Below are 24397 nucleotides of genomic sequence, written 5' to 3' on the forward strand. Positions count from 1 at the left end.
GACGCCCGTGGTTACCACGTCCGTTCAGCCAGCGACCGCCGATACGGGATGGCGGACCACGCCGTCGAAGAGGTAGCCGAGGGTGTTGTAACGGGCGACGTCCGGCTGGGTGTTGCCGTGTACGTCGGTGGCTCGGGCAAGCAACTCGTGGTCGCCGATCGTGGGTTTCCAATCGAGTTCCCAGCGTTGCCACGCATCGTCGAGATCGGGACCGGTTGGCCGGGCGCGCCTCCAATGGCGGCCGCCGTCGGTACTGACCTCGACGTGCCGGATCGGGCCGCTGGCCGACCACGATCGGCCGGTGAGCCGTACGGTGCGGCCGGCCAGGACGGTGGCACCGAAGTCAAGCTCGAAGGCGCTCTTGATGACCTGCTTGTCGAACGGCTGCCCCTCGTCGGGATAGCCAGGACCGAAGAGCCGGTAGAACTGGGTGTTCCAGGGCGAGAACAGTGGCTGGTCGGAAACCTCGATCCGGCCCAGCCATTTGATCGAGGACACCCCGATCCAGCCGGGCACCACCAGGCGTACCGGATGGCCGTGGTCGGGCAGCAGCGGCTCACCGTTCATCTCGTACGCCAGCAGCACGTCATCCAGGGCCTTGCCGACTGGCATGGGACGGCGCACAGGGCCGAGGTCGACGCCGCCGGTCACAAAGTTCGGGTCGAGCCCGGACGGCATCACGTCGACCGCACGGCGGGAGAGACCGGCTCGACGCAGCACCGTGGACAGCCGCACGCCACGCCAGCGTGCGACCCCGACCGCCCCGAGCGTCCACGCGGTGCCGGTGACGCTCTGCCCCTGCTGAGTGGTGAAGAAGCTGCGCCCATTGCCGGCACACTCGATTGCGGCGATGGCGGTCTCGCTGGGTAGCCGGCGCAGCTCAGCGAGGCTGAACTCGACCGGGCCGCCGCGCAGCCCGGCGCCGTCGACGGTCAACCGCCAGGTGCTGGCGTCGATGACGGGGGTGCTGGTGTGGTCCCGGACGAAGAACCGGTCGACCGGGACCAGGTAGCCCTGGTCGCGCATCCCGGACCAGCGCATCTCGGCGTTCGACCCGAACACGGTGAACAGCTCGGGCGGCAGCGGTTTGACGATCGGCCCTGGCGCGGCGGCCGACGCCGCCTCGGGACGGAGCAGTGTGCCGCTGGATGCCGCCGCGGCGAGCGCGAGGAACGTGCGCCGGGAGAAGCCCTCGGCGTGCCCGGCCTGCCACTGCCGTAGCCGCAACGCGTCGTACCCGGTCTCGTCCACCTTCTTTCTCATCTACCAAACCTATCGATTTTATAGGCGAAGCCGAAACCCCTGCGGGCAACTGATTGTGCGGCACATGCCCCCAGCTCGGAGGGTCATCCTCCACCGATATCCGGCTGTATCGTCTCGCTGATGAGGCGACTCATGGACCGCCGCCGCGATCTTGCCGGATGGTTGGTGACGCCACTGTTCACCCTCGTGGCAGCACCGGTGTTGGCCTGCGGCGTCGGATTGTTGGGGAACATCGGAGACCACAACGGCCCCCCAACGCTGTGCGAAGAGGCCGTCGTCGACAACATATGCGAGGAGACCAGCCTCGGAGTGATCGGCTTGCATGTGGCGATCGCGGGCGTCATGTGGTTGCTGCTCTGGATCATCCCGTGGTGGCGAGGTCTTCGCACCGTACGCGTACTGCTCGCCGTCGCCGCGACCGTCGTCCTCGTACTCCTGCCGGTACGCATGTTCGACTGGTCCATCCGGTACTTCTGACGAACGGTCCGGCGTGCCGCGACGATGTTGCCCGCTTGGCCGCCACCATCGAACTGACCCCGGAACTGAGTCGATGTACGGGTCGACAGGCAGAAGATCGACGACCGTAGACTGGCCGCCGTGGGATATTCGGTGTGGCCTACGGGCCGTCTGCACCTACCGGAGTCGGACGACGCCGCGGCGACCGCCGCCGCCAAGGCCGCCATGGCCGAACAGAGTCATTGGTACGAGCCCGACATGGGCGAGGTGAACGACCGGCTCGTCGACATCGCGTGCGAGGCCAGGGCCTCGATCACCCGCGACGGGGACTGGATCGAGTTCGATCACGACGACGAGGGCGACCCCAAGTGGTCGAAGCAGGCAATCGCCTTCTACGTCGCGATCGCGCCGTTCGTTCGCTCCGGCGTCGTCCAATTCGAAGGTGAGGACGGCGCCCGCTGGTCCTACATCTACGCCGACGGACGGATGACCCAACAGGGCTGGCTCGGCTGGGACGGATCGATCGAGCCGTTCGGCGAGTACGTGGATCCCCCTTCCCCGGAGTAGGGACCTGCGTTCGGATACACCAGCACGCCTTCGGCTGACTGGCAGCACTATGGTGACTCCGTGGTGAGGCTGGGGCATGAAACCTTGATGTTCGTGCGGGACCGGTGGCTCTGGACGGCGTTGGGATCGGGCGTGCTCGGCGTGGCAGCTGTCACCGTCGCCTGGGAGGTCATGCCTCCAGTTTCCGAGTGCCTGGACTCAGGCGTCGATGGCGTGGCGTGCGGGGCGGCGCAGGGCATGGCTGGCCTGGTCTTCGCGTTTCCCGCAGCACTCCTGGTAGCGCTACTTGGCGCAAAGCTTCTCCGTGTTCGCCAATGGTGGCAGGTAGGCGCATCGGCAACGTTCCTGACGGCTGTCCTCACCACGGTCACCCACATCGACACCTGGCGCGCTCTAGCCGCGCTCGGAGCTGGCGTCTTCTTCCTTGCCACTGTCGCGTCCGGTCGCGTTCGCGCCTGAGCTGCACTGCCACACCGCGCAACGCGGTGGAAATCTGGAACGGACGCGCGATATGAGCCTTGCTCGGCGTTGCTAGCGTCGTGGCTACGTCTGGGGCGCGAGCAGGCAGGACGACGCGATGGCCAGCAGCGAAAGTGCAGCTAGCTCGGCGAATCGGCGTGCTCGCGCGCCGATGGTCGTGATCGGCAGCGTCGTGGCGTTGACCGCCCTCGTCGCGCTGGGGTACCGGCTGAGTACCGACCCGCGGGTCGGGCACGGCGGGACCGTCATCCGCGTGGTGCTGGCTCCGGGAGCCTTTCTGGTGCTGTCCTGGCTCGTCCGCCTGGTTCAGTGGTGGGGTGCCGCTCGTGCTCCCGCGAGGCGCGTCCTGGTGACCGCGCATCTGGCGCAGGGGTCACACTCGGGAAGCGCGGGGCAGGTCACCGCTGCGGCGCACGCCGTAAGCGCCGCCGGCGGGTCCGACACCAGCCCCAAGGGATACTCCGTGTGGCTGACGGTGAGCGGCCGGGGCAGGGGCGGTGTCCTGCACCAACGTGTCGTTTGGGAACCGTGGTTGCGCGAGCTGACCAGGTCGCGTCAGGCTACGATCCGGCGCGGGCCCGGCGTCAGCGTGGTCGACGTGGCCGGGTACGGGCGGCTCTGGCCGGCAAGTCTCACGCTGCTCCGTCGTCCCTACGGGGTCAGCCTCATTCCGTTCCGCAAGGCCCATGAGTTGCCGAAGAGCAGGAGCCTCTCGTACGGCCGCCTGGCCTACCTTTTTCTCGTGTTCCTCGTTCTCGGCCTGGCCGACCTCGTCGGCCACGGTATGTGGGCGCTGCTCGGGTGGTGGGCGGCGTACCTCGTCGCCTCGATGGCCGCCATCGGAGCCTGGTTCGGCCTCGTTCCGCCCGGCGTGCGTTGGGAAGCAGCCCCTCGGGGCCACGCCCCGACGACCTCCTGACCACGGGCGCGATCGAGCAACTCAGTGCGGGCTGAGGGCGTCGGGTCCCTACCTCGACGCCGGCGGCCGGCCACCGTCGTCAGGACGCGGCGAGCAGTCGGATCTCGCAGCGGATACCGCTGGCCTTGGCGAGCCGACCGTCACCGGTCACGAGTGGGCAGGCCATCAACTCCGCCGCCGCGACGTAAGCCGCGTCGTACGCCGTGACATTGCCCCGCATCTGCCACATCCGGTCAACCAGCATCGCGACGCCAACCTCGTCGATGACCAACGAAGGCAGGGTGTCGATCGCCTCCTGAGCCCGGGCAAGGCCGAGCTTCCCACCGAGGACCTTGCCCCTGATCACGGACATGACCTCGACCAGAAGGTGACTCGGCGCGGCCCAGTGTGGATCTCCGGCCAGTTCCGCCCGTGCCGCGTCCCCGACCGGCCCATCATCGACCAGAGCGTCAGCCAGAACCGACGCATCCACGACGATCACGCGGCGCTCCCCCACGGTCCGCGCTGTTCCCGCTGGTCGTTCAACTCTGCGGCGCTCTCCCCCGGCAGAGAGCGAGCACCGTCGGATCGGCCGGCGAAGCGATCAAGGGCCGCCGTGTTGCGCAGCCGTCGAGCCTGCGTCTCCACCAGTTCCAGCAGGTATGCCTGGAGTGACTGCCCGCGCGCCCTGGCCTGGGCCGCCAGGGCGTCTCGCACTTCTTCCGGCACGTCCCGAATCTGGAGAGCAACCATGCATTCATTATGCATGCAGCGTCGCTCACTCGTCAGGAAGACTCGGACCCTGGCTCAACTGGTCTGCAAGAGCCGCAAGTCAGAAAAGTGTGTGGGGCGGGCGGGACTCGAACCCGCGACCGAGGGATTATGAGTCCCCTGCTCTAACCGGCTGAGCTACCGCCCCGGAACCGCGCGGATCTTATCCCGCCCGGTGGATCACGGGCCAGCGCCGATGCGGCCCCGTCCCATCACCGTCGCCGTCGCCACAGCAGCACGATGGGCAACGCGAGGATAACAGTGAGCAGCCAGCCTGCCACGACGACGCCCCACAGCAACTCTTCGCCCGGCTCGGTGCCGGCGGCGACCATGACGTAGGTCACCAACAGGCTCGCGGCACCGACCACGAGAACCGCGACGCCGCTGACCACGATCATCGCGATCTCCCACCAGGGGCGGTCGCCGGGCGCGCGGGTCGGCTTCTGCGGCGTCGAGGGCTGCGGGATCTCGTCCGGCGTACGTGCCGGCATGCTGATGTGCCGGTCGGCCGGCACCTGGGCGTCGATGACCGGGAGCGCCGCCGGGTGCAGGTGGAACATCGTCGGCTCGATGTGCAGCACGATGGCGTCCGCGCCGATCAGCTGCCGCGCGCCGTCGGGCCAGGTGAGCATGGCGGCGCAGTCGGCGTACCGGACGGTCAGCGGCGTGTCGTTCTGCAACAGGGTCACTCCGTCGACGCCGATCCGCAGGGCGGCGTTGCCCTCCTTCGCCGAGTAGCCGGTGCCGTCCAGGATCTCCGTGGAGTGGGTGGGCGCGGCGACGAAGCCGGCCCAGTCGGCGGTGAGCCCTCGCGGCACCATGAGCAGCGCCGAGCCCATCACCTCGCCCGCGACCTCGTGCAGGTCGGCGAGGTTGACGGCCTTCAACTCGGCCCGGTGCTCGTCGATGGTGAGGTTGGGTTCCCCGGTGAGCACGTTCAGCGCGTACCCGGGAAGTCGCGCGGCATCGACCTCGGCGGTGCCGAGCAGATCCTCGCGCTTGGCCACGGTGGCGTCCAGGTCGGCCTGCTCGATGCGGCCCACCCGCAGCTTGGCGAGCACGTCGACGAAGCCGCCGAGGACGGCGTCCTGCTTCTCCGCCAGCGTGTCGGCGAGCGCCCGCAGCGTGGCGTTGCCGTCGCCACGCGGGTCGTACCCGGTGGTGGCGGTGTAGGAGAGGCCGGACTCCTGGCGCAGCGACCGGTACAGCTCCCGTTCCAGCACACCGGCGAAGACGGCCGCGGCGGCGCTGCGCCGCACCACGGCGTCGAGCACCACGGCCCGGGCGCCGTGGACGAAGTACGCGGGGGTCTGCGGCAGCGCCGACGAGACCGCCGGGACCGGCTGGCGTACCCCGGCGGGCAGCGAGAGCCGGAGCCCCGCGGGCACCCGGTCGCCGCAGATCCACAGCACCGCGTTCTCCCGGGTGAACCAGCGGGCCGTCCACTCGCGCAGGTCGTCGGCGGTCAGCGAGCCCAGGCCCCACTCCGGGTAGCTGCTGAGCCCGAAGTCCCGGGCCCCGTGCCGCCACAGCGGGATGTCGTCGATCGCGGCGGCGCCCCGGCTGCTCCACTCGGTACGCAGGATGTCCTTCTCGACGTCGAGTCGCCCGACCGGCAGGTCGGACAGGTGCCCGCAGACGGCGGTCAGGAACGCCGCGATGTCGGTCTCGGAGCCCTGCGTGTGGAACATGGTGAACGCCGGGGCGGTCACGCCGTTGACGTGGTAGTCGGCCAGGCCGAGCGGCGCGAGCGCCAGGTGCTCGATGAGGTGGGTGATGCCGGCGCGGGCGAGCGTCTCGTCGGCGGTGCCGACCCGGAAGGTCAGTCCGGCGCGCATCGGCCCGCCGGTGGGGGCGAGCAGCGTGGGCACCCCGTCCACGTCCAGGTGCTGGATCACGACTGGCCACCCTTCGCGTACGCCTTCGCGCGGTACTTCGTGTAACCCTCGGCGTCGTCCACGTACGTCCAGGGGAATTCCGAGCCGAGGTTGCCGAGCGCTCTGAACTGGCTGGCCGCCGCGGACCACTGCTCGGTCAGGCTGAACATCAGCGCGAACGACGAGCGGACCCAGACCCAACCGGGCCGGTCGACGAAGTCCGGGTGCAGCACGGACCGCTGCCCGGCCTGCATGATCTCGTCCACGACGGGGGCGCTGCGCACGTACGCGGCGCGTTCCCGCTCGGTGTCGAAGTCGAGCCAGCGCTCCAGGTGTGCCTCGGCGAGCACCACGGCGTTCGGCGCGCCGGCGGGCGCGGCCTGCACGCACTCGCGGGCGAAGGCGAACGCGCGGTCCCAGTCGCCGCTCCACTTCGGGCAGAGCTGCTGCAACAGCGTCGCCTGCGCGGGCGCGTGGTGGGGGTGGTGCCGGGCGAGTCGGTCGTAGCGACGGCGCGCCTCGTTCTGCCCCAGTTGCAGACCTCGGGCGATGGTGATCCGTTGGGTCCAGGCGGCGGCGTCGTCGGGGTACCGGGCGGTGACGTCGATGAGGATCCGTTCGGCACGCCGGAGGTGGTCGTGGAACTGGTCGAACTGCTCCCGACTGACGTACTGGGCCCGATAACCGCTGCGGATCCGCCAGCCGGCGCGGATGAGGTGGTTGCCGAGCAGGGTCCCGGCGAGCGGGTCGGTGGGGTCCGCGTCGTACGCCTGACGCAGGAACGGCTCGGTCCCGAGCTTGTCGCCGGCCGCGGCGACGAGCAGCGTGCGGGCGTCCGGCGCGCGGTCCGCGAACACCGCCCGCACCGCGGGCCAGTCGGCGGCGTCGAGCGCCTTGTGCAGGTCGCTGACCTCGGGGTACGCGTCGGCGACGTCGAAGGTGGGCGCCGGGAGGGTGGCGGGCATGGCGGCGATCATAGGTGATCATGCACGGCTGCGGTGCCCTCGTTCTCAGCGTGCAGTCAGCCGGCGCGCAGCTCCTCGAGCACCGCGCCGGCGGCACGCCAACCGCTGGCGAGAGCGCCCTGGATCGATGGGCTGTCGCGGTGGTCACCGGCCACGAACAGCCCCTGCCCGAGCACGACCGGCTTGCGCAGCCGCCCCTGCGGGGGTGGGGCGGCGGGCAGCGCGTCCGGCACGGACACGGTGGTGAGGTGCGTCCAGTCGGCGGTTGATCGTCCGTACAGCCGGGTCAACTCGGCCCGGATGGTCGGTTCGGGCGGGGCCGTCGGGCCGACCACCGAGGTGGCCACGAGGTGCCGGTCGGCCGGGGCGTACGTCGGTACGGCAGTGCTGAGCACCACCGTGTTCGCCACGATCTCCCGACGGTCGCCGTCGACGAGCAGGATCGGCTCGGCGAGCGGTGGTTCGGGAGCGCTGTGGTAGTACGTCGTGTAGCTGTGCATCCGTACCGTCGTCAGAGCCGGCAGCAGCGCGGCCGCGGCGGGCGGGTCGACGGCGACCACGACGGCCCGGCATCTGATGTCGCCCGCCTGCGTGCGGACCAGGCCGGGCGCGACCTGCGCGACCGGGGTGTCCAGGTCGAGCAGGTCGACCGGGAGCGGATCGGCGATGGCCCGGGGCAGCGCGGCCATCCCCTCGGCGGGCAGGCCGATGCGACCCCGGGCGAACGAGCGCAGCACCATCGCGAAGACGTGGCTGGAGGTCGCCAACTCCCGGTCGATGAACACACCGGACAGGAACGGCCGCAGCAACTCCTCGATGATCGCGTCGGAGAGACCAGCCCGGCGCAGCGCCGTCTCGGTGGTGGTCTCCGGGGCGGCCAGCAGGCGGGACACCGGCAGGGTGGCGGCACCGGTGGCGAGCGCGGCGAAGCGGAGCCGGTCGAGCAGCGAACCGACGCCGGCGAGCGCGGTACGGGGACCGCCGGTCGGCTCACGCAGCGGGTTGACCAGCCGCAGCAGCTCGTCGCCCCGACGGACCAGCACGCCCGAGGTGAAGTAGCCGAGGTTCAGGCGCTCGGTGTCGAGGAGCGTGCCGAGCCTCGGGTAGGCGGTGTTGAGCACCTGGAAACCGCGATCGATCAGGTACCCGTCGACGACGTCGGTGGCGACCCGACCCCCGAGCCGGCCACCGGCCTCCAGCAGCCGCCAGGGCACGCCGGCCCGGTGCAGCCGACGGGCGGCGGCGAGGCCCGCCAGGCCGCCGCCGACCACCACCACGTCGGTCTCAGCCAGCATCGCGCGCCTCCCGCTCACCGTTCGTCCGGGACAACCGGCCCGGCCACCAGATCTTCGGCCCGATGTCGTACGCGAGCGCGGGCACCAGCAGCGACCGGACGATGATCGTGTCGATCAGTACCCCGATCGCGACCGCCGTACCCAACTCGACGAGCACCACCAGCGGCAGCACGGCGAGGGCGGAGAACGTCGCGGCGAGCACGATGCCGGCGGACGTGATCACCCCGCCGGTCACGGCGAGGCCGGCGAGCACACCGGCCCGGGTGCCCCGCTTGACCGACTCCTCCCGGACCCGGCTCATCAGGAAGATGTTGTAGTCAATGCCGAGCGCGACGAGGAAGACGAACGCGAACAGCGGGAACGACGAGTCCACGCCGGGGAAGCCGAAGACGTGGCGGAACAGCAGCGCGCACAGGCCGAGAGTGGCCGCGAAGCTGAGCAGCACCGTGCCGATGAGCAGCAGCGGCGCGAGGAGGGCGCGCAGCAGCAGGGCCAGGATCACCGCGATGACCACCAGAACCACCGGGATGATGACGTTCTGGTCGCGCTTCGCGGCGTCCGAGGTGTCCACGTTGATCGCCGTGAAGCCGCCGACCACGGCGTCCGCGCCGGGCACCCGGTGCACGGCCTCCCGCAGGTCGCGGATGGTCCGCTCGGCGCCGTCACTGTCCGGCGGGTCGGTCAGGGTCGCCTCCAGCTGCACCCGACCGTCGACGACCTTCGGGGCGGCGTTCTCCTGGGGTGGGCCGGCGGTGAGGGGACGGACGGCCGCGACCCCGGGCACGTCCTTCGCCACCTGGGCGACCTGTCGGGCGGTCTGCTCGGTGGTGAAGACGGTGGCCGGGCTGCCGGTGCCGGCCGGGTAGTGCCGGGCGATCACCTCCTGACCGTCCACCGAGTCGGTGCGCTGGGTGAACAGGTCGGACTGACCGAGGATGGTCGCGCCGAGCTGGGTGAGGCCGAGCGTCAGCACCGCCAGGACCACGGCGGTGCTCAACCAGATCGGGCGGGCGTGCCGGGCCACGAAAGCGGCGACCCGGCTCCAGATGCCGTGCTCGGCCCGCGGGTCGGCCTGGTCCGCTCGGGGACGTCGGGGCCAGAACGCCCACCGACCGCCGAGCACCAGCAGCGCGGGCAGGAAGGTGAGCATCACCAGCAGCGTGGCGGCGATCCCGATGGCGGCGACCGGGCCGAGCGCCCGGTTGGAGTTCAAGCTGGACAGCAACAGGCACAACAGGCTGACGATGACGGTGCCGCCGGACGCGATGATGGCCGGCGCGGCACCCCGCCACGCGGCACGCATCGCGCTCCACGGACGGTCGTGGCGGTGCAACTCCTCCCGGTAACGGGCGATCAGCAGCAGCGCGTAGTCGGTGCCCGCGCCGAAGACCAGCACCGTGAGGATGCCCTGCGCCTGCCCGTTGAGCTTCAGGACGTCGGCGTCGGCGAGCAGGTAGACGAAGACCGCCGCGAGGGCGTACGACATCCCGGCGGCCAGCAGCGGGAAGATCCACAGGACCGGGCTGCGGTAGACGATCAGCAAGATGATCAGCACCACGACGAGCGTGACGAGCAGCAGCGGCCCGTCGATGGCGGAGAAGACCTCGATCAGGTCGGCGAGCAGACCGGCCGGACCCGCGACGTCCACGCTGAGACCGTCCCGGTCACCCCCGGCGATGTCGCGCACCTGTTCGACGACCGAGCCGATCTGCTCACCCTCGGCGTCGTCCACCGGCACGACGACCTGCAGTGCCTGGCCGTCCTGGCTGGGAATGGGCGGGGGCAGCGGGGTGACGACGCCCGGCACCTGGGCGAAGCGTGCCGCGTCGGCGGCGACCCGCTGCCGGTCGGCGTCGGTGATGCCCGACGACCGCTCGTAGACGACAAGCGCCGGGGTGGTCTGCCGGTCGACGAATCCACCGGCGAGATCCTGGGCGCGGGTCGCCTCGGCGTCGGTGGGCAGAAAGGCGGCGTTGTCGTTGGTGGAGACCTCGCCGAGCCGTCCGGCGTACGGGCCGGCGACCGCGCCGATCACCAACCAGGCCAGCACGACCACCACCGCGACCAGCGTGGCCCGGCCGAAGCCCCCTCGTCCGGACATTCGCGCTCACTCCAAGGATCGACGCGTCAACCGACGCAGCGGGAGTCCAAGTCGACATCGACCATCCTGCCGGCCAGACCAGCCCCAAACGGCCCGAACCTCACATTCCGCGTCCTCGCGTCCTCGCGCCTCGCGCCCCGCGCCCCGCGCCCCGCGCCCCGCGCCCCGCGCCCCGCGCCCCGCGCCCCGCGCCCCGCGCCCCGCGCCACGCGCCACGCGCCACGCGCCACGCGCCACGCGCCACGCGCCACGCGCCACGCGCCACGCGCCACGCGCCACGCGCCACGCGCCACGCGCCACGCGCCACGCGCCACGCGCCACGCGCCAAGATCATCACAACATCGCCGATGTTGCTGCTTCAGACGCACGGGAAGCAGCAACATCCCCGAAGTTGCTGCCCCAAACGCCGACCTCCCGCCCCGCACACCCGCGCGCCACCGCGCGGGGCCGACATGATCGCGTCGATCTTGCACTTTCTGTTGTCGAAATGCGCACTACAGCCCGATATGCCGCCACACTAAGTGCAAGATCGCGGTGCAGGGGTGGGCCCGCGAGGGCCGGGAGGGCCGAGGGGTGGCGCGGATACGGGAACGCCCGTCGGCGTGGGCCGACGGGCGTTGGTGTGGAGCAGGAGCTCCCCCGATTGGACTCGAACCAATAACCTGCCGGTTAACAGCCGGCTGCTCTGCCAATTGAGCTACAGGGGATCGTGCACCGCTTGAGAACCGGATCTCGCCGGCACCTCGCGACGGGGACAAGAGTACAGGACATACCCGGGTGGTGGTCCAGTGGGTTGCACCCGCAACCCACCCACAACCCACCATGATCCAGATTCGCAGGTCAGGAGTAAGGGTGGGACCACAATCAGGGCAAATCGCCATCCGGGCACAAGCAGGCTTGAGCGGAGAGCAGGATGGGTAGTTAGCTGCGGACAGAGGACGCAGGCGCGGATTGGTCGCGTCCGGCGGGGCGACCCGACGGGGCGACGGCGCGTCAGGTACGGAAGGAGCCGCCATGCGCGGAAAGATCATGTTTCTTGGCGGGCTGGCTGCGGGATTCGTCCTGGGCGCCCGTGCCGGCCGGGAGAAGTACGAGGAGCTCGTCGTCCGGGGCCGCAAGGTGCTCGACCACCCGACCGTCCAGGAGGCGGCCGGGGTCGCGCAGGCCCAGGCCAACCGGCTCTACAGCGAGGGCAAGGACAAGCTCGGCCAGACCAAGCTGGGCGAGAAGCTGGGCAACGGCAGCACCGGCAAGCAGGAACTGACCGCCGCCGACGACGCGTTCGCCGGCACGCCCGCCACCGTGGGCGCCAAGGCGGGCAGCAGCCCGGTCGGCACGACCTCCGGGTCGCCGTCGGCCACCGCCCCCCGCACCAAGCCGTCCGGCTCGGGCACCAACGCAAGCACGCTCTGACCCACCCGCACGTCGACGGGCCGGCCGCCGCATGGCGACCGGCCCGTGGTCTGTCCGGACCGTGCTTGAGCCGGCCAACCGGCCGACCAGCCAACGGGGGCCACCGAGCCGACTGGCCACCGGCCCACCGGCCCACCAGGGCCACCAGGCCACCAGGCCACCAGGCCAGCGGGCCAGCGGGCCAGCGGGCCAGCGGGCCGACTTGGCCACCACGCCACCAGGCCGACTTGGCCACCAGGCCGACTTGGCCACCAGGCCGACTTGGCCACCGGGCCACCGGGCCCACTTGGCCACCGGGCCACCGGGCCACCGGGCCACCGGGCCACCGGGCCACCGGGCCACCGGGCCACCGGGCCACCGGGCCAACTAGCCACCAGACCGCCGAGCCACTGGCCCAGCGGGCCAACCGAAGCCGGCGCCCGGCCCGATGGTCTCGGGCCGGGCGGTGGTTCGTCAGTCCTTGCTGCTGAACGCGGCGTCGAAGGCGGCGCTCGGAGCGTCGAAGGCGAGCCGGCGGACGAACTGCAACGCCTCGGGGGCGCCGACCAGGCGGTCCATGCCGGCGTCCTCCCACTCGATCGAGATCGGGCCGTCGTAGCCGATCGCGTTCAACGCCCGGAAGCAGTCCTCCCAGGGCACGTCGCCGTGGCCGGTGGAGACGAAGTCCCAGCCGCGGCGCAGGTCGGCCCAGGGCAGGTGCGAGGCGAGCCGGCCGCGACGGCCGTCGCCGGTACGCACCTTCGCGTCCTTGCAGTCGACGTGGTAGATGCGGTCGGCGAAGTCGAAGATGAAGTTCACCGGGTCCAGCTCCTGCCAGACGAAGTGCGACGGGTCCCAGTTGAGCCCGAACGCGGGCCGGTTGCCGATCGCCTCGAGGGTCCGCTTCGTCGTCCAGTAGTCGTACGCGATCTCGCTGGGGTGCACCTCGTGCGCGAAGCGCACGCCGACCTCGTCGAAGACGTCGAGGATCGGGTTCCACCGGTCGGCGAAGTCCTGGTAGCCGCGCTCGATCATCGACGGCGGCACCGGCGGGAACATCGCGAGGGTGTGCCAGATGGACGACCCGGTGAAGCCGACGACGGTGTTCACACCGAGCTTCGCCGCCGCCCGCGCGGTGTCCTTGATCTCCTCGGCGGCCCGCTGGCGTACGCCCTCGGGCTCCCCGTCACCCCAGATACGGCCGGGCAGGATGTCCTGGTGCCGCTCGTCGATCGGGTGGTCGCAGACCGCCTGACCGACCAGGTGGTTGGAGATCGTGAAGACCTGGAGGTTGTGCTTGGCCAGGGTCTCCTTCTTGCGCTCGATGTACGAGTCGTCGGCGAGCGCCTTGTCGACCTCGAAGTGGTCGCCCCAGCAGGCGATCTCCAGACCGTCGTAGCCCCACTCGGAGGCGAGCCGGCAGACCTCCTCGAACGGAAGGTCGGCCCACTGGCCGGTGAAGAGCGTGATGGGTCGCGCCATTGTCCTTCTCCCCTGATGTGATGGGGATTCCGTTGTGCGGACCGGGGCGAGGGTGACCGGTCAGACCGGTACGTGGCAACGGGGCGGAACGCCGGTGGGTGCCGAGCGCACCTGAGCCCGGCGGGTTGCGCCTCCCACCGGGTCACCGGCCACCGTCACGGTCGCCGCCCCCACCCTATTTCCGCCGGGCCCATCGCGAAAGCCCCGGACCGCCACCCGACCGCATCGCGAAAGCCCTCGACCGTCAACCGGCCGCATCGCGAAAGCCCCGGATCGTCACCCGACCACATCGCGAAAGCCCTCGACCGTCAACCGGCCAGATCGCGAAAGCCCCGGATCCCCACCCGACCGCGTCACGGAAGCACCAGACCGCCACCCGACCGCATCGCGAAAGCCCCGGACCGTCACCCGGCCACTTCTTCGGGGGCCGGCAGGACCGCCCGGACGGTGAAGCCGCCGCCGGGGTTCGGGCCGGCGCTCAGGGTGCCGCCGACCCGCTCGACGCGGCGGCGTACCGCGAGGAGACCGCCGCCGGTCCGCGACGGGCTCTCCACCGGCGGCGCGCCGTCGTCGCGTACCTCGATGGTGATGCCCTCGTCGTCGTAGCGCAGGCGGACCGCGACCGCCGCGCCCGGCGCGTGCCGGCAGGCGTTGGTCAGGGCCTCTTCGATGACCCGGTACGCCGCCACGTCCACCGCCTCGGGCAGCGGCCGGGGCGCTCCGGCCAGGCTCCAGCGCACGGGCTGACCTGCGGCGAAGCCCTCCACCAGGGCGTCGAGACGGTTGAGGCTGGGCGCCGGCCCGGTCAGCGGGTCGGGCTCGTCGACCTGACGCAGCGCGTCGTGCAGCCGGTGGCCCTGCGCCTGGACCATCCGGAGCCATCGCGCGTAACGCCCCATGCTGGTCAAGGTACGGCAGCCGGCTGGCAGTAGATCCACGGCATCCGTCCGACGCGCGGGACGCCGTCGGCGCGGCGGCGGTGAGGTACCGCCGCGCCGGCGGCGTCATCGGGTGGAACGCCGGGGCCGCCGGTCATGTCCGACGGCCCCAGCGGGCTCGGTGGGTCAGGGCAGGGTCCACTTCTGGTTGGCCGCGCCGTTGCAGGTCCACAGGTGGACCACCGTGCTGTCGGCGGAGTTGTTGCCGGACACGTCGAGGCACTTGTTCGAGGACGTGTTGCGCAGGCTGCCGTCGGACTGGGCCGACCAGTTCTGCGCGCCGGTGCCGTTGCAGGTCCAGAGCTGGATCTTGGTGCCGTCGGCGGTGGCGCTGCCACTGACGTCGAGGCACTTGCCGAGCGCCTTGATGGTCGAGTTCGGCGTCACGGTCCAGGTCTGCGCCGTACTGCCGTTGCAGGTGTAGATCTGGATCTGGGTGCCGTCGGCGGTGGCGCCGTTGCGGACGTCCAGGCATTTGCCGGCGAGGCCCTTGACCGGGCCGACTCCGTTCGTGCCTCCGGTGCCCCTGACGAGGGTGAAGTCGTCCACGTCGAAGAGCCCGGTGCCGCTGCCGTTGAACGTGAGGTACAGGTTCTGCGTGCCGGACGGGACGTTCGACAGCGCCGTGGTGACGTTGGCGTACGTGTCCCAGCTGCCGGTGTTGGGAACCGTGACCGTGCCCAGCACCGTGCCGGTGGCGGAGCCGGTGCGGACCTGGATGGTGCCACCCGCGCCGCCGGAGACGACCCGGGAGGTGAACGAGGTGACACCGGTCAGGTTCACACCGTTGTACGCGGCCCAGTCGCCCGGTTCGATGTAGCCCAGCGTCTGGCCGCCGTTGGCCCCGGCCTTGGTGAACGCGCTGACGCCGTTGGCCGAGCTGAACGCCTCGGCCTGGACCGTGGTGTTGCCGGTCGGCGGGTTGCTGCCGCCCAGCTCCTTGATCCGGATGTTACGGAAGTAGGCGTCGTCACCCGTACCGTGGTTCTGGATGCCGATGTGGCCGGCCAGCGACCGTACCGGATTGGTGTTGGTGAAGTCGTTGATCTTCACCCCGTTGAGGAAGATCTGTAGGCGCTCGCCCTCGACCAGCAGCTCGTACGTGTTCCACTCCCCCGGCGCGTTGAGCGCCGCGTCGCGGGCCGCGATGTCCGCGGACTTGAAGGTGTAGACCGAGCCGGTGGTCCGGTCCGCCGCGTCGGTGGCGTCGATCTGGATCTCGTAGCCGTTGTCCACGGCCGACCACGGGTCGCTCGACGGCGGGAAGCCGATGAAGATGCCCGAGTTGTCGTCGCCGGCCAGCTTCCAGTCCAGCTTCAGCGAGTAGTTGGTGAACTGCTTCGCGCTGTACCAGTACAGGCCCATGCCGCCGACGGAGGTGAGGGTGGCGTCGGAGTTGGTGAAGTTGCCCGGGCCGGCCTGCGACCAGCCGGTGGTGGAGCCGTTGTAGAGCGGGGTGTAGCCGGTCTCGGGCCGGCAGTCGGCCTTGCTCCGGCCGGCCGCGTACCGGATGCCGCCGAGCAGGTGGTTGCGGAAGGCCGGCTCGGCGTACGACGCCTGGGTGTGCCCGCCGCCGGTGTAGAAGGACCGGCCGCCGCTGTAGCTCTTGCACCAGGAGTGCGGGTGGTCGGCGCCCATCCCGCCGCCGGAGTACGACGACTCGTCGAGCGTGGCGAGCACGTGTGCGGTGGACCGGGCGTTGGTGCGGTAGTTGTACCACTCGTCGGTGCGGGTCCAGGTCTGCGGCAGGTGCCCGGTCGCGGCGTGCCCCCGGTCCTCCACCTTGACGTTGGCCTGCTGGATGGCCGGGTGCGAGGCGAACCACGCGCCGACCAGGTTGCCGTAGAACGGCCAGTCGTACTCGGTGTCGGCGGCGGCGTGCACGCCCACGTACCCGCGGCCCGAGCCGATGTACGACTCGAAGGCGGTCTGCTGGGTGGCGTTGAGCACGTCGCCGGTGGTGTTGAGGAAGACGACCGCCTCGTACTGGGCGAGGTTGCTGGTCGTGAACGCGGCGGCGTCCTCGGTGGCGGTGACGGTGAAGTTGTTGGCCGCGCCCAGGTCACGGATGGTCTGGATGCCGACCGGAATCGCGTCGTGCCGGAAGCCGGCGGTCTTGGAGAAGACCAGCACGTCGTACGGGGCGTCGGCGGCGCTGGCCGGGGTGGCCGGGGTGGTGCAGGCGATGACGGCGAGGACGGCGGTGCTCACGCCGACAACGGATCGCAGGAGTCTGCGCATGTCGCTCTCCTTCGGGACGGTGGGGAGGGGCTCCCGGGACGGTGGGAGCCCCTCCGCTCAGCTCAGGGCAGGGTCCACTTTTGGTTCGCTGCACCGCTGACACAGGTCCACAGGTGGACCACCGTGCTGTCCGCGGAGTTGTTGCCGGAGACGTCGAGGCACTTGCCGGACGCCGCGTTGCGGATCGTGCCGTCGGCCTGCGCGGCCCAGTTCTGCGCCCCGGTGCCGTTGCAGGTGTAGAGCTGGATCTTGGTGCCGTCGGCGGTGCCGGCACCGGAGACGTCGAGACACTTGCCCAACGACTTGATGGTGGAGTTCGGCGTGACCGCCCAGGTCTGGGCCGCGCTGCCGTTGCAGGTGTAGATCTGGATCTGCGTGCCGTCGGCGGTGGCGGCGTTGCGCACGTCCAGGCACTTGCCGCCCAGACCCTTGATCGGGCCGGTTCCGCCGGTGGGGGCCGAGCCGGTGACGAAGGTGAACGCGTCCAGGTCGTAGAGCGCGCCGGTGCCCGTACCCGCGAAGGTCAGGTAGAGCGTGGTGGTGCCGGTCGGCGGGTTGGTGATCGCCCCCGTGACGGTCGTGAACGTCTCCCAGCCACCGGTCACCGGGACGGTCGCGGAGCCGAGCACCGTGCCGGTGGCCGAGCCGGCCCGCACCTGGAGGGTGCCGCCGCTGCCCGCCGACGAGACCCGGGCGGTGAACGAGGTGACGTTGCCCAGCCGGTACGGCTGGAAGGCGATCCAGTCGCCGTTGTTGATGTCGCCGACGGTCTTACCACCCTCGGCCGGGGTCTTGCTGAACACGTTGACGCCGGAGGAGCTGCCGAAGAACTCGGCCTGGCGGTGCCGCGGCGGCAGGGTGTGCTGGGTGTGCGTGGTCAGGCCACCGGCGTCGGTGTACTCGGCGTCGAAGATGGCGAAGATGTTCGCCGCGTCGTCGTGCTCGCCGTCGACCGGAATGGTGATCGAGCCGGAGCAGCCGGTCTTCGAGGTGATCTGGTGCCCGTGCTGGTCGTGCCCGAGGACGTAGGTCATCTTGACCTTGGTGCAGTCGATCGTGCCGTCCTCGGGGTCGGTCACCGTGATGCTGTACGGCACGGTGTCGCCGAAGCTGAACAGCTGCCCGTTACCGGGGTTGTTGATGGTCACCGTGGGCGCGGTGTTGCCGACGTTGATCTGCACGCTCGCGCTGCCGGTCGCGCCCTGCGGGTCCCGTACGGTCAGCGTCGCCGTGTACGTGCCGTTGGTGCTGTAGGTCTTCGTCGGGTTGGCCGCCGTGGAGGTGGTGCCGTCGCCGAAGTTCCACGAGTAGGTGAGCGTTCCGCCCTCGGGGTCGGACGAGCCGGCCGAGGAGAACGTCACGGTCAGCGGTGCCGCGCCGGACGTCTTGTTGGCGCTCGCCGCGGCGCTGGGGGCCCGGTTGCCGCCGCCGACGTAGTCGAAGCGGTAGAGGGCCGAGTTGGCGTCACCGTTGAAGTAGCCGGTGCCGTAGTCGAGCACGTAGTACGAGCCGTCCGGGCCGAAGGCCGAGTCCATCACCTGCTTGCCGACCCACGGGAACGTGTCGATGGTCCCCCGGGAGCCGTCGGAGTTGACGTGGATGGGCTTGATCCAGCCCCGGCCGAACTCGGTGGCGAAGAACTGCCCGTCGAACGACTGTGGGAACTTGGTGGTGGAGGTCGACGAGGCGTTGTACCGGTAGACCGGGCCGCCCATCGGCGACTCGGAGCCGCCTCCGAACTCGGTCGGCGTGCCGGCGTCGCCGGCGTACCGGATCCAGGCCGGCTGGGCCGGCGGCAGGGTGGTCAGGCCGGTGTTGCGGAACGAGTTGTTGGTCGGCCCGCCGGTGCAGTTGTACTTCGCCCCGCTGGTGTTGGTGGCGAAGTCCCACTCGTTGTACGTCTCGGTGCTGGTGTTGGTGCCGGTGCAGTACGGCCAGCCGTAGTTGCCCGGTGCCGCGACCCGGTTGAACTCCACCTGGCCGGACGGGCCGCGGGTGGAGCTGGTGGAGCCGGCGTCCGGCCCGTAGTCACCGACGTAGACGACCCCGGTGGCCTTGTCCACGCTGATCCGGAACGGATTGCGGAAGCCCATCGCGTAGATCTCCGGCCGCGTCTTGGCGGTGCCGGGCGCGAACAGGTTGCCCGACGGGATGGAGTACGTCCCGTTGGTGTTCACCTTGATCCGCAGGATCTTGCCCCGCAGGTCGTTGGTGTTGCCGGCGCTGCGCTGCGCGTCGTACGCCGGGTTGCGGTTGGTCCGCTCGTCCAGGGGCGAGTAGCCGGCGGACTCGAACGGGTTCGTGTCATCGCCGGTCGACAGGTAGAGGTTGCCGGCGGCGTCGAAGTCGATGTCCCCGCCCACGTGGCAGCACAGGCCGCGATCGGCCGGTACGTCGAGGACGTCGACCTTGCTGGACTGGTTCAGCGTGAAGTCGCTGTTGAGGGTGAACCGGGAGAGGCGGTTCACTCCCTGCCAGGCCGAGAAGTCGGTGCCGGTCGCGGGGGCGTCGCCGGCGGGGGTGGACAGCGGCGGCGCGTAGTAGAGGAAGATCTGCCGGTTGCTGGCGAAGTTCGGGTCGACACCGACGCCCTGCAACCCCTCCTCGTCGTGGTTGTAGACCGACAGGGTGCCGATCACCGAGGTGGTGCCGTTCGCGTCGGTGCGGCGCAGGGTGCCGTTGCGGGCGGTGTGCAGGACCGAGCGGTCCGGCAGGACGGCCAGCGACATCGGCTCGCCCATGTCGGTCACGCCGCGGGCGAGTTCGACCTGCTGGAAGTCGCTGGCGTTGATCGTGTGCGCCGAGGCCGGTGTCGCGCTGGCGGTGAGGGTGACCGTGCCGGCCGCGACCGCGAGGAGCAGGGCCGATCCGGCGGAGAACCATCGTCGGGACCGTTGAGTGGGTCTGTCCTTCTTGGACATCTGTGCTGTCCCTTCCTGACGAAGAGGCCAGGGCGGGGCGCGCGCCGTCGCGCCGGATGCCGTAGCGGTGGTGGGGTCGATGGGTTACCGCGCCGCCGGTTCACCTCGACGAAACAATGCCGTGTTGGCCCCGACACTAAGTCGCAAGTGTCGATGTGTCCATACCTTCCGGTAGCACAGCATGAACTTTCGTCGATTTGATCGAAAGTCGGCGGGTCAGGCGCGCCGGTCGATGGCCTGCGCGGCCAACGCGACCAGGGCCGCCCGGGCCTCCTCGTTCACCGCCGCGCTCCGCAGCGCGGTCAGCGCGGCCTCGGTGCGTACCCGGATCATCTGCTCGATCCGGTCCCGCGCCCCGGTGGCCTCGATGATCTCGCGCAGCTCTGCCGCGCCGTCGGTGTCCAGCGACGGGTTGCCGAACAACTCCCGCAACCGCGTGGTCTGCGACCGGTCCGCGGCGCTGCGGGCCAGCGCCATCATCACCGTGGGCTTGCCCTCGCGCAGGTCGTCCAGGATCGACTTGCCGGTGACCGCCGGATCACCGAAGACGCCCAACACGTCGTCGCGGAGCTGGAACGCGTCCCCCAACGGATCACCGAACTCGCCGAGCGCGGCGATCAGCTCCGGGCCCGCGCCGGCCAGCGCCGCGCCGATCTGCAACGGCCGGGTCACCGTGTACCGGGCCGCCTTCATCCGGATCACCGTGAGCGCGCTGGCGACCGAGCCGTCACCCACCCCGGAGACCAGATCCAGGTACTCCCCCGCGATCACCTCGGTCCGCATCAGCGCGAACACGGCGTACCCCCGGTGCACCTGCTCCGTCCCGAGCCCACACTCGTGGAACATCTGATCCGACCAGGCCGCGCAGAGGTCGCCGCAGAGCAGCGCGGTGTTGCGCCCGTACGCCTCCGGGTCGCCCCGCCACGACGACCGGGCGTGCAGGTCGGCGAAGAGCCGGTGCACCGACGGTTCGCCCCGGCGGCGGTCACTGCCGTCCAGGATGTCGTCGTGGATCAGCGCGAACGCGTGGAACAGTTCCAACGCCGCCGCGGCCACCACGATCGGAGTGGCGTCGGGCGCCCCGGCGCCGCGCCAGCCCCAGTAGCAGAACAGTGGGCGCAGCCGCTTCCCCCCGGCCAGCACGAACCGTTGCAGCGCGGTGAACACCCCCCGGGGCGCGCCGTCGGGCCAGTCCGGGCCCTGCCGGTCGAGGAAGGCGGCCAACTCCGCGTCGAAGCGCGCCCGCAGACCGCTGGTGTCGGTGGGCGCGACGGTGACGGTCACGTCCGATCTCCCGGACCCTGCGCACCGGCACCGCTTAAACCAGCCAACTCCAGTAACAAGCCCTTGACCTCGGTGGCCGCGATCCGGTCCCGGGCCGCGGACGCGTCGGAGCAGAGCAGCACCGGAGCGTCCGCCGGGTCGCTGGGCAGCCGCCCGTGCGAGCCGCGGATCGCCCGGGCGCCGGCGTCCAGGCCGACGGCGCTCATCAGGTAGCGCATGCCGAGCTTCTTGCGGGCCAGTGCCACGCCGGCGCGAGCCTTGGCGGCACCGGGATTGGCCGGGTCGAAGAACAGCTCGGCGGGGTCGTACCCCGGCTTGCGGTGAATCTCGACCAGCCGGGCGAAGTCCGGCGCCTTGGCGTCGTCGAGCCAGTAGTAGTAGGTGAACCAGGAGTCCGGCTCGGCCACCAGCACCAGCTCACCGGCGCGGGCCTGGTCCAGCCCGTGCGCGGCCTTGCCGTCGGCGTCGAGCACCTCCGCCACGCCGGGCAGCCCCGCGCAGAGCTTCGCCACCGCCGGCACGTCGGCCGGGTCCTTCACGTAGACGTGCGCGACCTGGTGATCGGCGACGGCGAACGCCTTGGACGTCCACGGGTCGAGGTACTCCATGCCGGCCTGGGTGTGCACGTGCAGCAGTCCTTCGCTGCGCAGCAGCCGGTTGACGTCGACCGGTCGGGACACGTCGGTGATGCCGTACTCCGAGAGCACCACCACGGTGGCGTCTCGGGCGCGGGCGGCGTCCAGCAGCGGCCCGAGGACGGCGTCCAACTCGGCCGCCGCAGTGGCGGCCTGCGGCGACGAGGGACCGTACCGTTGCAGGTCGTAGTCCAGATGCGGGACGTAGACCAGGGTCAGGTCGGGTGAGACGTCGGCCAGGATCTGCTCGGCCGCCTGGCAGATCCACTTCGACGACGGCAGCCCGGCCGTGGGCCCCCAGTAGGTGAACAGCGGGAAGGTGCCCAGCCGCCCGGTCAGCGCGTCGTGCAGCTCCGGCGGGTCGGTGTAGCAGTCCGGCTCCTTGCGGCCGTCCGCGTAGTACACGGGGCGGGGCGTGACCGTCCAGTTGACGTCCGCGCCCATGGCGTACCACCAGCAGACGTTGGCGACGGTGTAGCCCGGCTCGGCCCGGCGGGCCGCGTGCCAGAGCTTGTCCCCGCCGACCAGCGCGTTGTGCTGCCGCCACAGCAGCACCTCGCCCAGATCCCGGAAGTACCACCCGTTGCCGACGATGCCGTGCCCGCTGGGCTGCTCGCCGGTGAGGAACGTGGACTGCACCGAGCAGGTCACCGCGGGCAGCACCGTGCCCAGCTCGGCGCGGAAGCCGCCGTCGGCGACGCCGCGCAGTCGAGGCATGTGCTTCAGCAGTCGCGGGGTCAACCCCACCACGTCGAGGACCACCAGTCGCCGGCTCATCGCGTCACCCCCATGCTCTCGGTTCGGTAGGTGGTCAGCCCGAGGCCGACCAGTTCGTCGCGGGCGAAGGCCAGCTCGGCGGCGATGCCGGCGGCCAACTCCGCGTCGGTGCCGGGCCGCCGTGCGGCCGGCAGAACACCCCAGGTGTACGTCTCGACGTCGAGGTGGTCGCAGCCGGCGGCCGGCCCGTCGAAGAGCGCTCTCAGGGCCGCACGGAGGACCGGCAGGGTCGAGCCGAGCGGCTCCTCGGGCGGGGCGTGCAGGGGCACGTGGTAGTGCACCCGCCACGGCCCGGGAAGCTCCCGGTCCAGGGCCTCGTCGAGGTCGTCGGCGGCGTACGCCTCGTCCGCCGGGTCGGCCGCGCCGGCGCAGCCGACACCACGGGTCTGGTGCAGGAAGCGCGGCTCCACCCAGCGGCGCAGCGCGTCGGCCCCGCCCGCCGGGTCGGCCGCCTCGACGGCGGCGGAGACCTGCACCTTCACCACCGGCAGTCCGGCCGCCCGCAGCCGGTCCAGCGCAGCCGCCGGCTCCTCCCACGCACAGGCGAGGTGCGCGAGGTCGAGGCAGATTCCCAGCCGGTCGGTGTCCATGCCGGACAGCAGCGCGGCGGCCTGCCCGGAGCTCTCCACCACGCAGCCGGGCTCCGGCTCGAACGCCACCCGCACCTCGCGGCCGGTGTCCCGCTGCACGTCGGCCAGACCGGCCGCGAGCTGGTCGAGTCGCCGCCGGGCGGCGTCCGCCATGTCGGTGTCCCACGGCCGCCGCCAGGCCAACGGCAGGGTGGAGATCGAGCCCCGGGCCGCGTCGTCGGGCAGCAGGTCGGCGAGCACCCGGGCCAGATCCAGGGTGTACGTCAGTCGCTGCTCGGTCGTCCAGTCCGGGTGGTACACGTCCTGCTTCACCACGGGGGCCTGGAAGGCCGCGTACGGGAAGCCGTTGAGGGTGACCACCTCCAGGCCGCGCGCGTCGAGTTCGGCGCGCAGCCGGCGGCGCAGCGTCTCATCGGCGGCCAACTCGGCGGCGACCGGAGCGGCCAGCCACAGGCCGAGCCCGAGCAGGTCGCTGCCGAGCGCCTGACGCACCGGCACGGCGTAGGTGTCCAGTTGGGCGAGGATGCCGGCCAGGTCCTCAGCAGGGTGCACGTTCGTGCAGTAGCCCAGGTGGACGGTCTCGCCGCCGGAGTGTCGCAGCCGCATCAGCTACCGCCGCGCAGGATCGAGTTACCGGTCTGCGGGTCCACGGCGGCGGGCTCCGCCACGTCGCCGAGGTCGAGCCGACCCGACTGCCCGTAGAACTCCACCGGGTTGCGCCACAGCACCTTGTCGATGTCGTCGTCGCCGAACCCGGCCTCGGCCATCGCCTCGGCGGTGGCCCGGGTCAGCAGCGGGTCGGAGCGTCCCCAGTCGGCCGCGGAGTTGACCAGCATCCGTTCCGTGCCGTACTCGCGCAGCAGCTCCACCATCCGCGACGGCGTCATCTTGGTGTCCGGGTAGATGGAGAAGCCCATCCAGCAGCCGCTGTCCTTGACGAGCTTGACGGTCACCTCGTTGAGGTGGTCGACCACCACGCGACCCGCGTCGATGCCGGACTCGGCGACCACGGCGAGGGTACGTTCGCAGCCACGCGCCTTGTCCCGGTGCGGGGTGTGCACCAGCGCCGGCAGGTCGTACGCCACGGCGAGAGCGAGCTGCGCGGCGAACGCCTCGTCCTCCTCGGGCGTCATCGAGTCGTACCCGATCTCGCCGACCGCCACGACCGCGTCCTTGTCCAGGTAGCGGGGCAACAGGTCGAGCACCGGACGGCAGCGCGGGTCGTTCGCCTCCTTCGGGTTCAGCGCGATGGTGGCGAAGTGGCGCACCCCGAACTGCCCGGCCCGGAACGGCTCCCAGCCGATCAGCGAGTCGAAGTAGTCGACGAACGACGCGGCGCTGGTCCGCGGCTGCCCCAGCCAGAACGCCGGCTCCACCACCGCGCGCACACCGGCGGCGGCCATCCGTTCATAGTCGTCGGTGGTGCGCGAGGTCATGTGGATGTGTGGGTCGAAGATGCGCATG

General features: G+C 70.9%; 20 protein-coding genes and 2 tRNA genes. 5 read left to right on the top strand and 17 right to left on the bottom strand.

The annotated features are described in order from the left end of the window. Positions 1-24: 24 nt before the first annotated feature. The gene (locus ACQPZK_RS24270) at positions 25-1263 is read right to left on the bottom strand and encodes a sulfite oxidase (protein WP_433535185.1); all 1239 of its coding nucleotides are present in this window, start codon (positions 1261-1263) and stop codon (positions 25-27) included. A gap of 120 nt (positions 1264-1383) precedes the next feature. On the opposite strand from ACQPZK_RS24270, the gene ACQPZK_RS24275 reads away from it, so the two are divergent. The 4 genes from ACQPZK_RS24275 to ACQPZK_RS24290 all read left to right on the top strand — a co-directional run bounded on the left by ACQPZK_RS24275 (position 1384) and on the right by ACQPZK_RS24290 (position 3685). After that, positions 1384-1740: a hypothetical protein gene (locus ACQPZK_RS24275; protein WP_433535186.1), complete on the top strand. Its 357-nt coding sequence runs from the start codon at positions 1384-1386 to the stop codon at positions 1738-1740. 120 nt (positions 1741-1860) lie between these two features. Then, positions 1861-2286, top strand: coding sequence for a hypothetical protein (locus ACQPZK_RS24280; protein WP_433535187.1), 426 nt, complete (start codon positions 1861-1863; stop codon positions 2284-2286). Between the two features lie 60 nt (positions 2287-2346). Continuing rightward, the gene (locus ACQPZK_RS24285) at positions 2347-2745 is read left to right on the top strand and encodes a hypothetical protein (protein WP_433535188.1); all 399 of its coding nucleotides are present in this window, start codon (positions 2347-2349) and stop codon (positions 2743-2745) included. A gap of 118 nt (positions 2746-2863) precedes the next feature. Next, positions 2864-3685 carry a hypothetical protein gene (locus tag ACQPZK_RS24290; RefSeq protein WP_433535189.1) on the top strand — a complete coding sequence of 274 codons (822 nt, stop codon included), beginning with the start codon at positions 2864-2866 and terminating at the stop codon, positions 3683-3685. A gap of 79 nt (positions 3686-3764) precedes the next feature. On the opposite strand, the gene ACQPZK_RS24295 is transcribed toward ACQPZK_RS24290, so the two are convergent. The 8 genes from ACQPZK_RS24295 to ACQPZK_RS24330 all read right to left on the bottom strand — a co-directional run bounded on the left by ACQPZK_RS24295 (position 3765) and on the right by ACQPZK_RS24330 (position 11380). Continuing rightward, positions 3765-4181: a type II toxin-antitoxin system VapC family toxin gene (locus ACQPZK_RS24295; RefSeq protein WP_433535190.1), complete on the bottom strand. Its 417-nt coding sequence runs from the start codon at positions 4179-4181 to the stop codon at positions 3765-3767. Further along, complete coding sequence (locus tag ACQPZK_RS24300) at positions 4163-4417, bottom strand: FitA-like ribbon-helix-helix domain-containing protein (protein ID WP_018729706.1); 255 nt, start codon at positions 4415-4417, stop codon at positions 4163-4165. Before ACQPZK_RS24300 ends, ACQPZK_RS24295 begins: the two co-directional genes overlap by 19 nt. Before the next feature lie 92 nt (positions 4418-4509). Further along, a tRNA-Ile gene (locus tag ACQPZK_RS24305) sits at positions 4510-4583 on the bottom strand. Between the two features lie 64 nt (positions 4584-4647). Then, positions 4648-6333 carry an insulinase family protein gene (locus ACQPZK_RS24310; protein WP_433535191.1) on the bottom strand — a complete coding sequence of 562 codons (1686 nt, stop codon included), beginning with the start codon at positions 6331-6333 and terminating at the stop codon, positions 4648-4650. Continuing rightward, positions 6330-7277 (bottom strand): hypothetical protein, encoded by a 948-nt coding sequence (locus ACQPZK_RS24315; protein ID WP_433535192.1) that lies wholly within the window; start codon positions 7275-7277, stop codon positions 6330-6332. The genes ACQPZK_RS24310 and ACQPZK_RS24315 overlap by 4 nt, the downstream gene beginning before the upstream one ends. 56 nt (positions 7278-7333) lie before the next feature. After that, on the bottom strand, positions 7334-8572 hold the full coding sequence (locus ACQPZK_RS24320; RefSeq protein ID WP_433535193.1) for an FAD-dependent oxidoreductase: 1239 nt from the start codon (positions 8570-8572) through the stop codon (positions 7334-7336). Continuing rightward, positions 8562-10673, bottom strand: a complete 2112-nt coding sequence (locus ACQPZK_RS24325; protein WP_433535194.1) for an MMPL family transporter — start codon at positions 10671-10673, stop codon at positions 8562-8564. The genes ACQPZK_RS24320 and ACQPZK_RS24325 overlap by 11 nt, the downstream gene beginning before the upstream one ends. A 634-nt stretch (positions 10674-11307) precedes the next feature. Continuing rightward, positions 11308-11380: transfer RNA gene (locus tag ACQPZK_RS24330), tRNA-Asn, on the bottom strand. 307 nt (positions 11381-11687) lie between these two features. Between ACQPZK_RS24330 and ACQPZK_RS24335 the strand changes: the two genes are divergently transcribed. Continuing rightward, positions 11688-12086: a hypothetical protein gene (locus ACQPZK_RS24335; RefSeq protein WP_433535195.1), complete on the top strand. Its 399-nt coding sequence runs from the start codon at positions 11688-11690 to the stop codon at positions 12084-12086. Between the two features lie 453 nt (positions 12087-12539). Here ACQPZK_RS24335 and ACQPZK_RS24340 read toward each other — a convergent pair whose 3' ends face one another. From ACQPZK_RS24340 to ACQPZK_RS24375, 8 genes are all read right to left on the bottom strand, one after another. Further along, the gene (locus ACQPZK_RS24340) at positions 12540-13547 is read right to left on the bottom strand and encodes a sugar phosphate isomerase/epimerase family protein (protein ID WP_433535196.1); all 1008 of its coding nucleotides are present in this window, start codon (positions 13545-13547) and stop codon (positions 12540-12542) included. Positions 13548-13951: 404 nt separating this feature from the next. After that, positions 13952-14446, bottom strand: a complete 495-nt coding sequence (locus ACQPZK_RS24345) for a sensor histidine kinase (protein WP_433535197.1) — start codon at positions 14444-14446, stop codon at positions 13952-13954. A gap of 165 nt (positions 14447-14611) precedes the next feature. Then, on the bottom strand, positions 14612-16726 hold the full coding sequence (locus ACQPZK_RS24350; protein ID WP_433535198.1) for a ThuA domain-containing protein: 2115 nt from the start codon (positions 16724-16726) through the stop codon (positions 14612-14614). A 62-nt stretch (positions 16727-16788) separates the two neighbouring features. Next, complete coding sequence (locus tag ACQPZK_RS24355) at positions 16789-19647, bottom strand: PQQ-dependent sugar dehydrogenase (RefSeq protein WP_433535199.1); 2859 nt, start codon at positions 19645-19647, stop codon at positions 16789-16791. Positions 19648-19863: 216 nt separating this feature from the next. Continuing rightward, positions 19864-20931, bottom strand: coding sequence for a polyprenyl synthetase family protein (locus ACQPZK_RS24360; RefSeq protein ID WP_433535200.1), 1068 nt, complete (start codon positions 20929-20931; stop codon positions 19864-19866). Continuing rightward, positions 20928-22343 carry an alkaline phosphatase family protein gene (locus tag ACQPZK_RS24365; RefSeq protein ID WP_433535201.1) on the bottom strand — a complete coding sequence of 472 codons (1416 nt, stop codon included), beginning with the start codon at positions 22341-22343 and terminating at the stop codon, positions 20928-20930. Before ACQPZK_RS24365 ends, ACQPZK_RS24360 begins: the two co-directional genes overlap by 4 nt. Then, positions 22340-23539: a metabolite traffic protein EboE gene (gene eboE / locus ACQPZK_RS24370; protein WP_433535202.1), complete on the bottom strand. Its 1200-nt coding sequence runs from the start codon at positions 23537-23539 to the stop codon at positions 22340-22342. Before eboE ends, ACQPZK_RS24365 begins: the two co-directional genes overlap by 4 nt. Further along, positions 23539-24396: a TatD family hydrolase gene (locus ACQPZK_RS24375; RefSeq protein WP_433535203.1), complete on the bottom strand. Its 858-nt coding sequence runs from the start codon at positions 24394-24396 to the stop codon at positions 23539-23541. The genes eboE and ACQPZK_RS24375 overlap by 1 nt, the downstream gene beginning before the upstream one ends. Position 24397 lies beyond the last annotated feature (1 nt).

It is taken from the genome of Micromonospora sp. CA-249363, assembly GCF_050950185.1.
GTDB lineage: Bacteria > Actinomycetota > Actinomycetes > Mycobacteriales > Micromonosporaceae > Micromonospora.

Bases quoted from the DNA above. Each gene is read 5' to 3' on its own strand.
- ACQPZK_RS24270 (WP_433535185.1), bottom strand. From the start codon at position 1,263: ATGAGAAAGAAGGTGGACGAGACCGGGTACGACGCGTTGCGGCTACGG.
- ACQPZK_RS24275 (WP_433535186.1), top strand. From the start codon at position 1,384: ATGAGGCGACTCATGGACCGCCGCCGCGATCTTGCCGGATGGTTGGTG.
- ACQPZK_RS24290 (WP_433535189.1), top strand. From the start codon at position 2,864: ATGGCCAGCAGCGAAAGTGCAGCTAGCTCGGCGAATCGGCGTGCTCGC.
- ACQPZK_RS24300 (WP_018729706.1), bottom strand. From the start codon at position 4,417: ATGGTTGCTCTCCAGATTCGGGACGTGCCGGAAGAAGTGCGAGACGCC.
- ACQPZK_RS24315 (WP_433535192.1), bottom strand. From the start codon at position 7,277: ATGCCCGCCACCCTCCCGGCGCCCACCTTCGACGTCGCCGACGCGTAC.
- ACQPZK_RS24320 (WP_433535193.1), bottom strand. From the start codon at position 8,572: ATGCTGGCTGAGACCGACGTGGTGGTGGTCGGCGGCGGCCTGGCGGGC.
- ACQPZK_RS24325 (WP_433535194.1), bottom strand. From the start codon at position 10,673: ATGTCCGGACGAGGGGGCTTCGGCCGGGCCACGCTGGTCGCGGTGGTG.
- ACQPZK_RS24335 (WP_433535195.1), top strand. From the start codon at position 11,688: ATGCGCGGAAAGATCATGTTTCTTGGCGGGCTGGCTGCGGGATTCGTC.
- ACQPZK_RS24340 (WP_433535196.1), bottom strand. From the start codon at position 13,547: ATGGCGCGACCCATCACGCTCTTCACCGGCCAGTGGGCCGACCTTCCG.
- ACQPZK_RS24345 (WP_433535197.1), bottom strand. From the start codon at position 14,446: ATGGGGCGTTACGCGCGATGGCTCCGGATGGTCCAGGCGCAGGGCCAC.
- ACQPZK_RS24350 (WP_433535198.1), bottom strand. From the start codon at position 16,726: ATGCGCAGACTCCTGCGATCCGTTGTCGGCGTGAGCACCGCCGTCCTC.
- ACQPZK_RS24355 (WP_433535199.1), bottom strand. From the start codon at position 19,647: ATGTCCAAGAAGGACAGACCCACTCAACGGTCCCGACGATGGTTCTCC.
- ACQPZK_RS24365 (WP_433535201.1), bottom strand. From the start codon at position 22,343: ATGAGCCGGCGACTGGTGGTCCTCGACGTGGTGGGGTTGACCCCGCGA.
- eboE (WP_433535202.1), bottom strand. From the start codon at position 23,539: ATGCGGCTGCGACACTCCGGCGGCGAGACCGTCCACCTGGGCTACTGC.
- ACQPZK_RS24375 (WP_433535203.1), bottom strand. From the start codon at position 24,396: ATGCGCATCTTCGACCCACACATCCACATGACCTCGCGCACCACCGAC.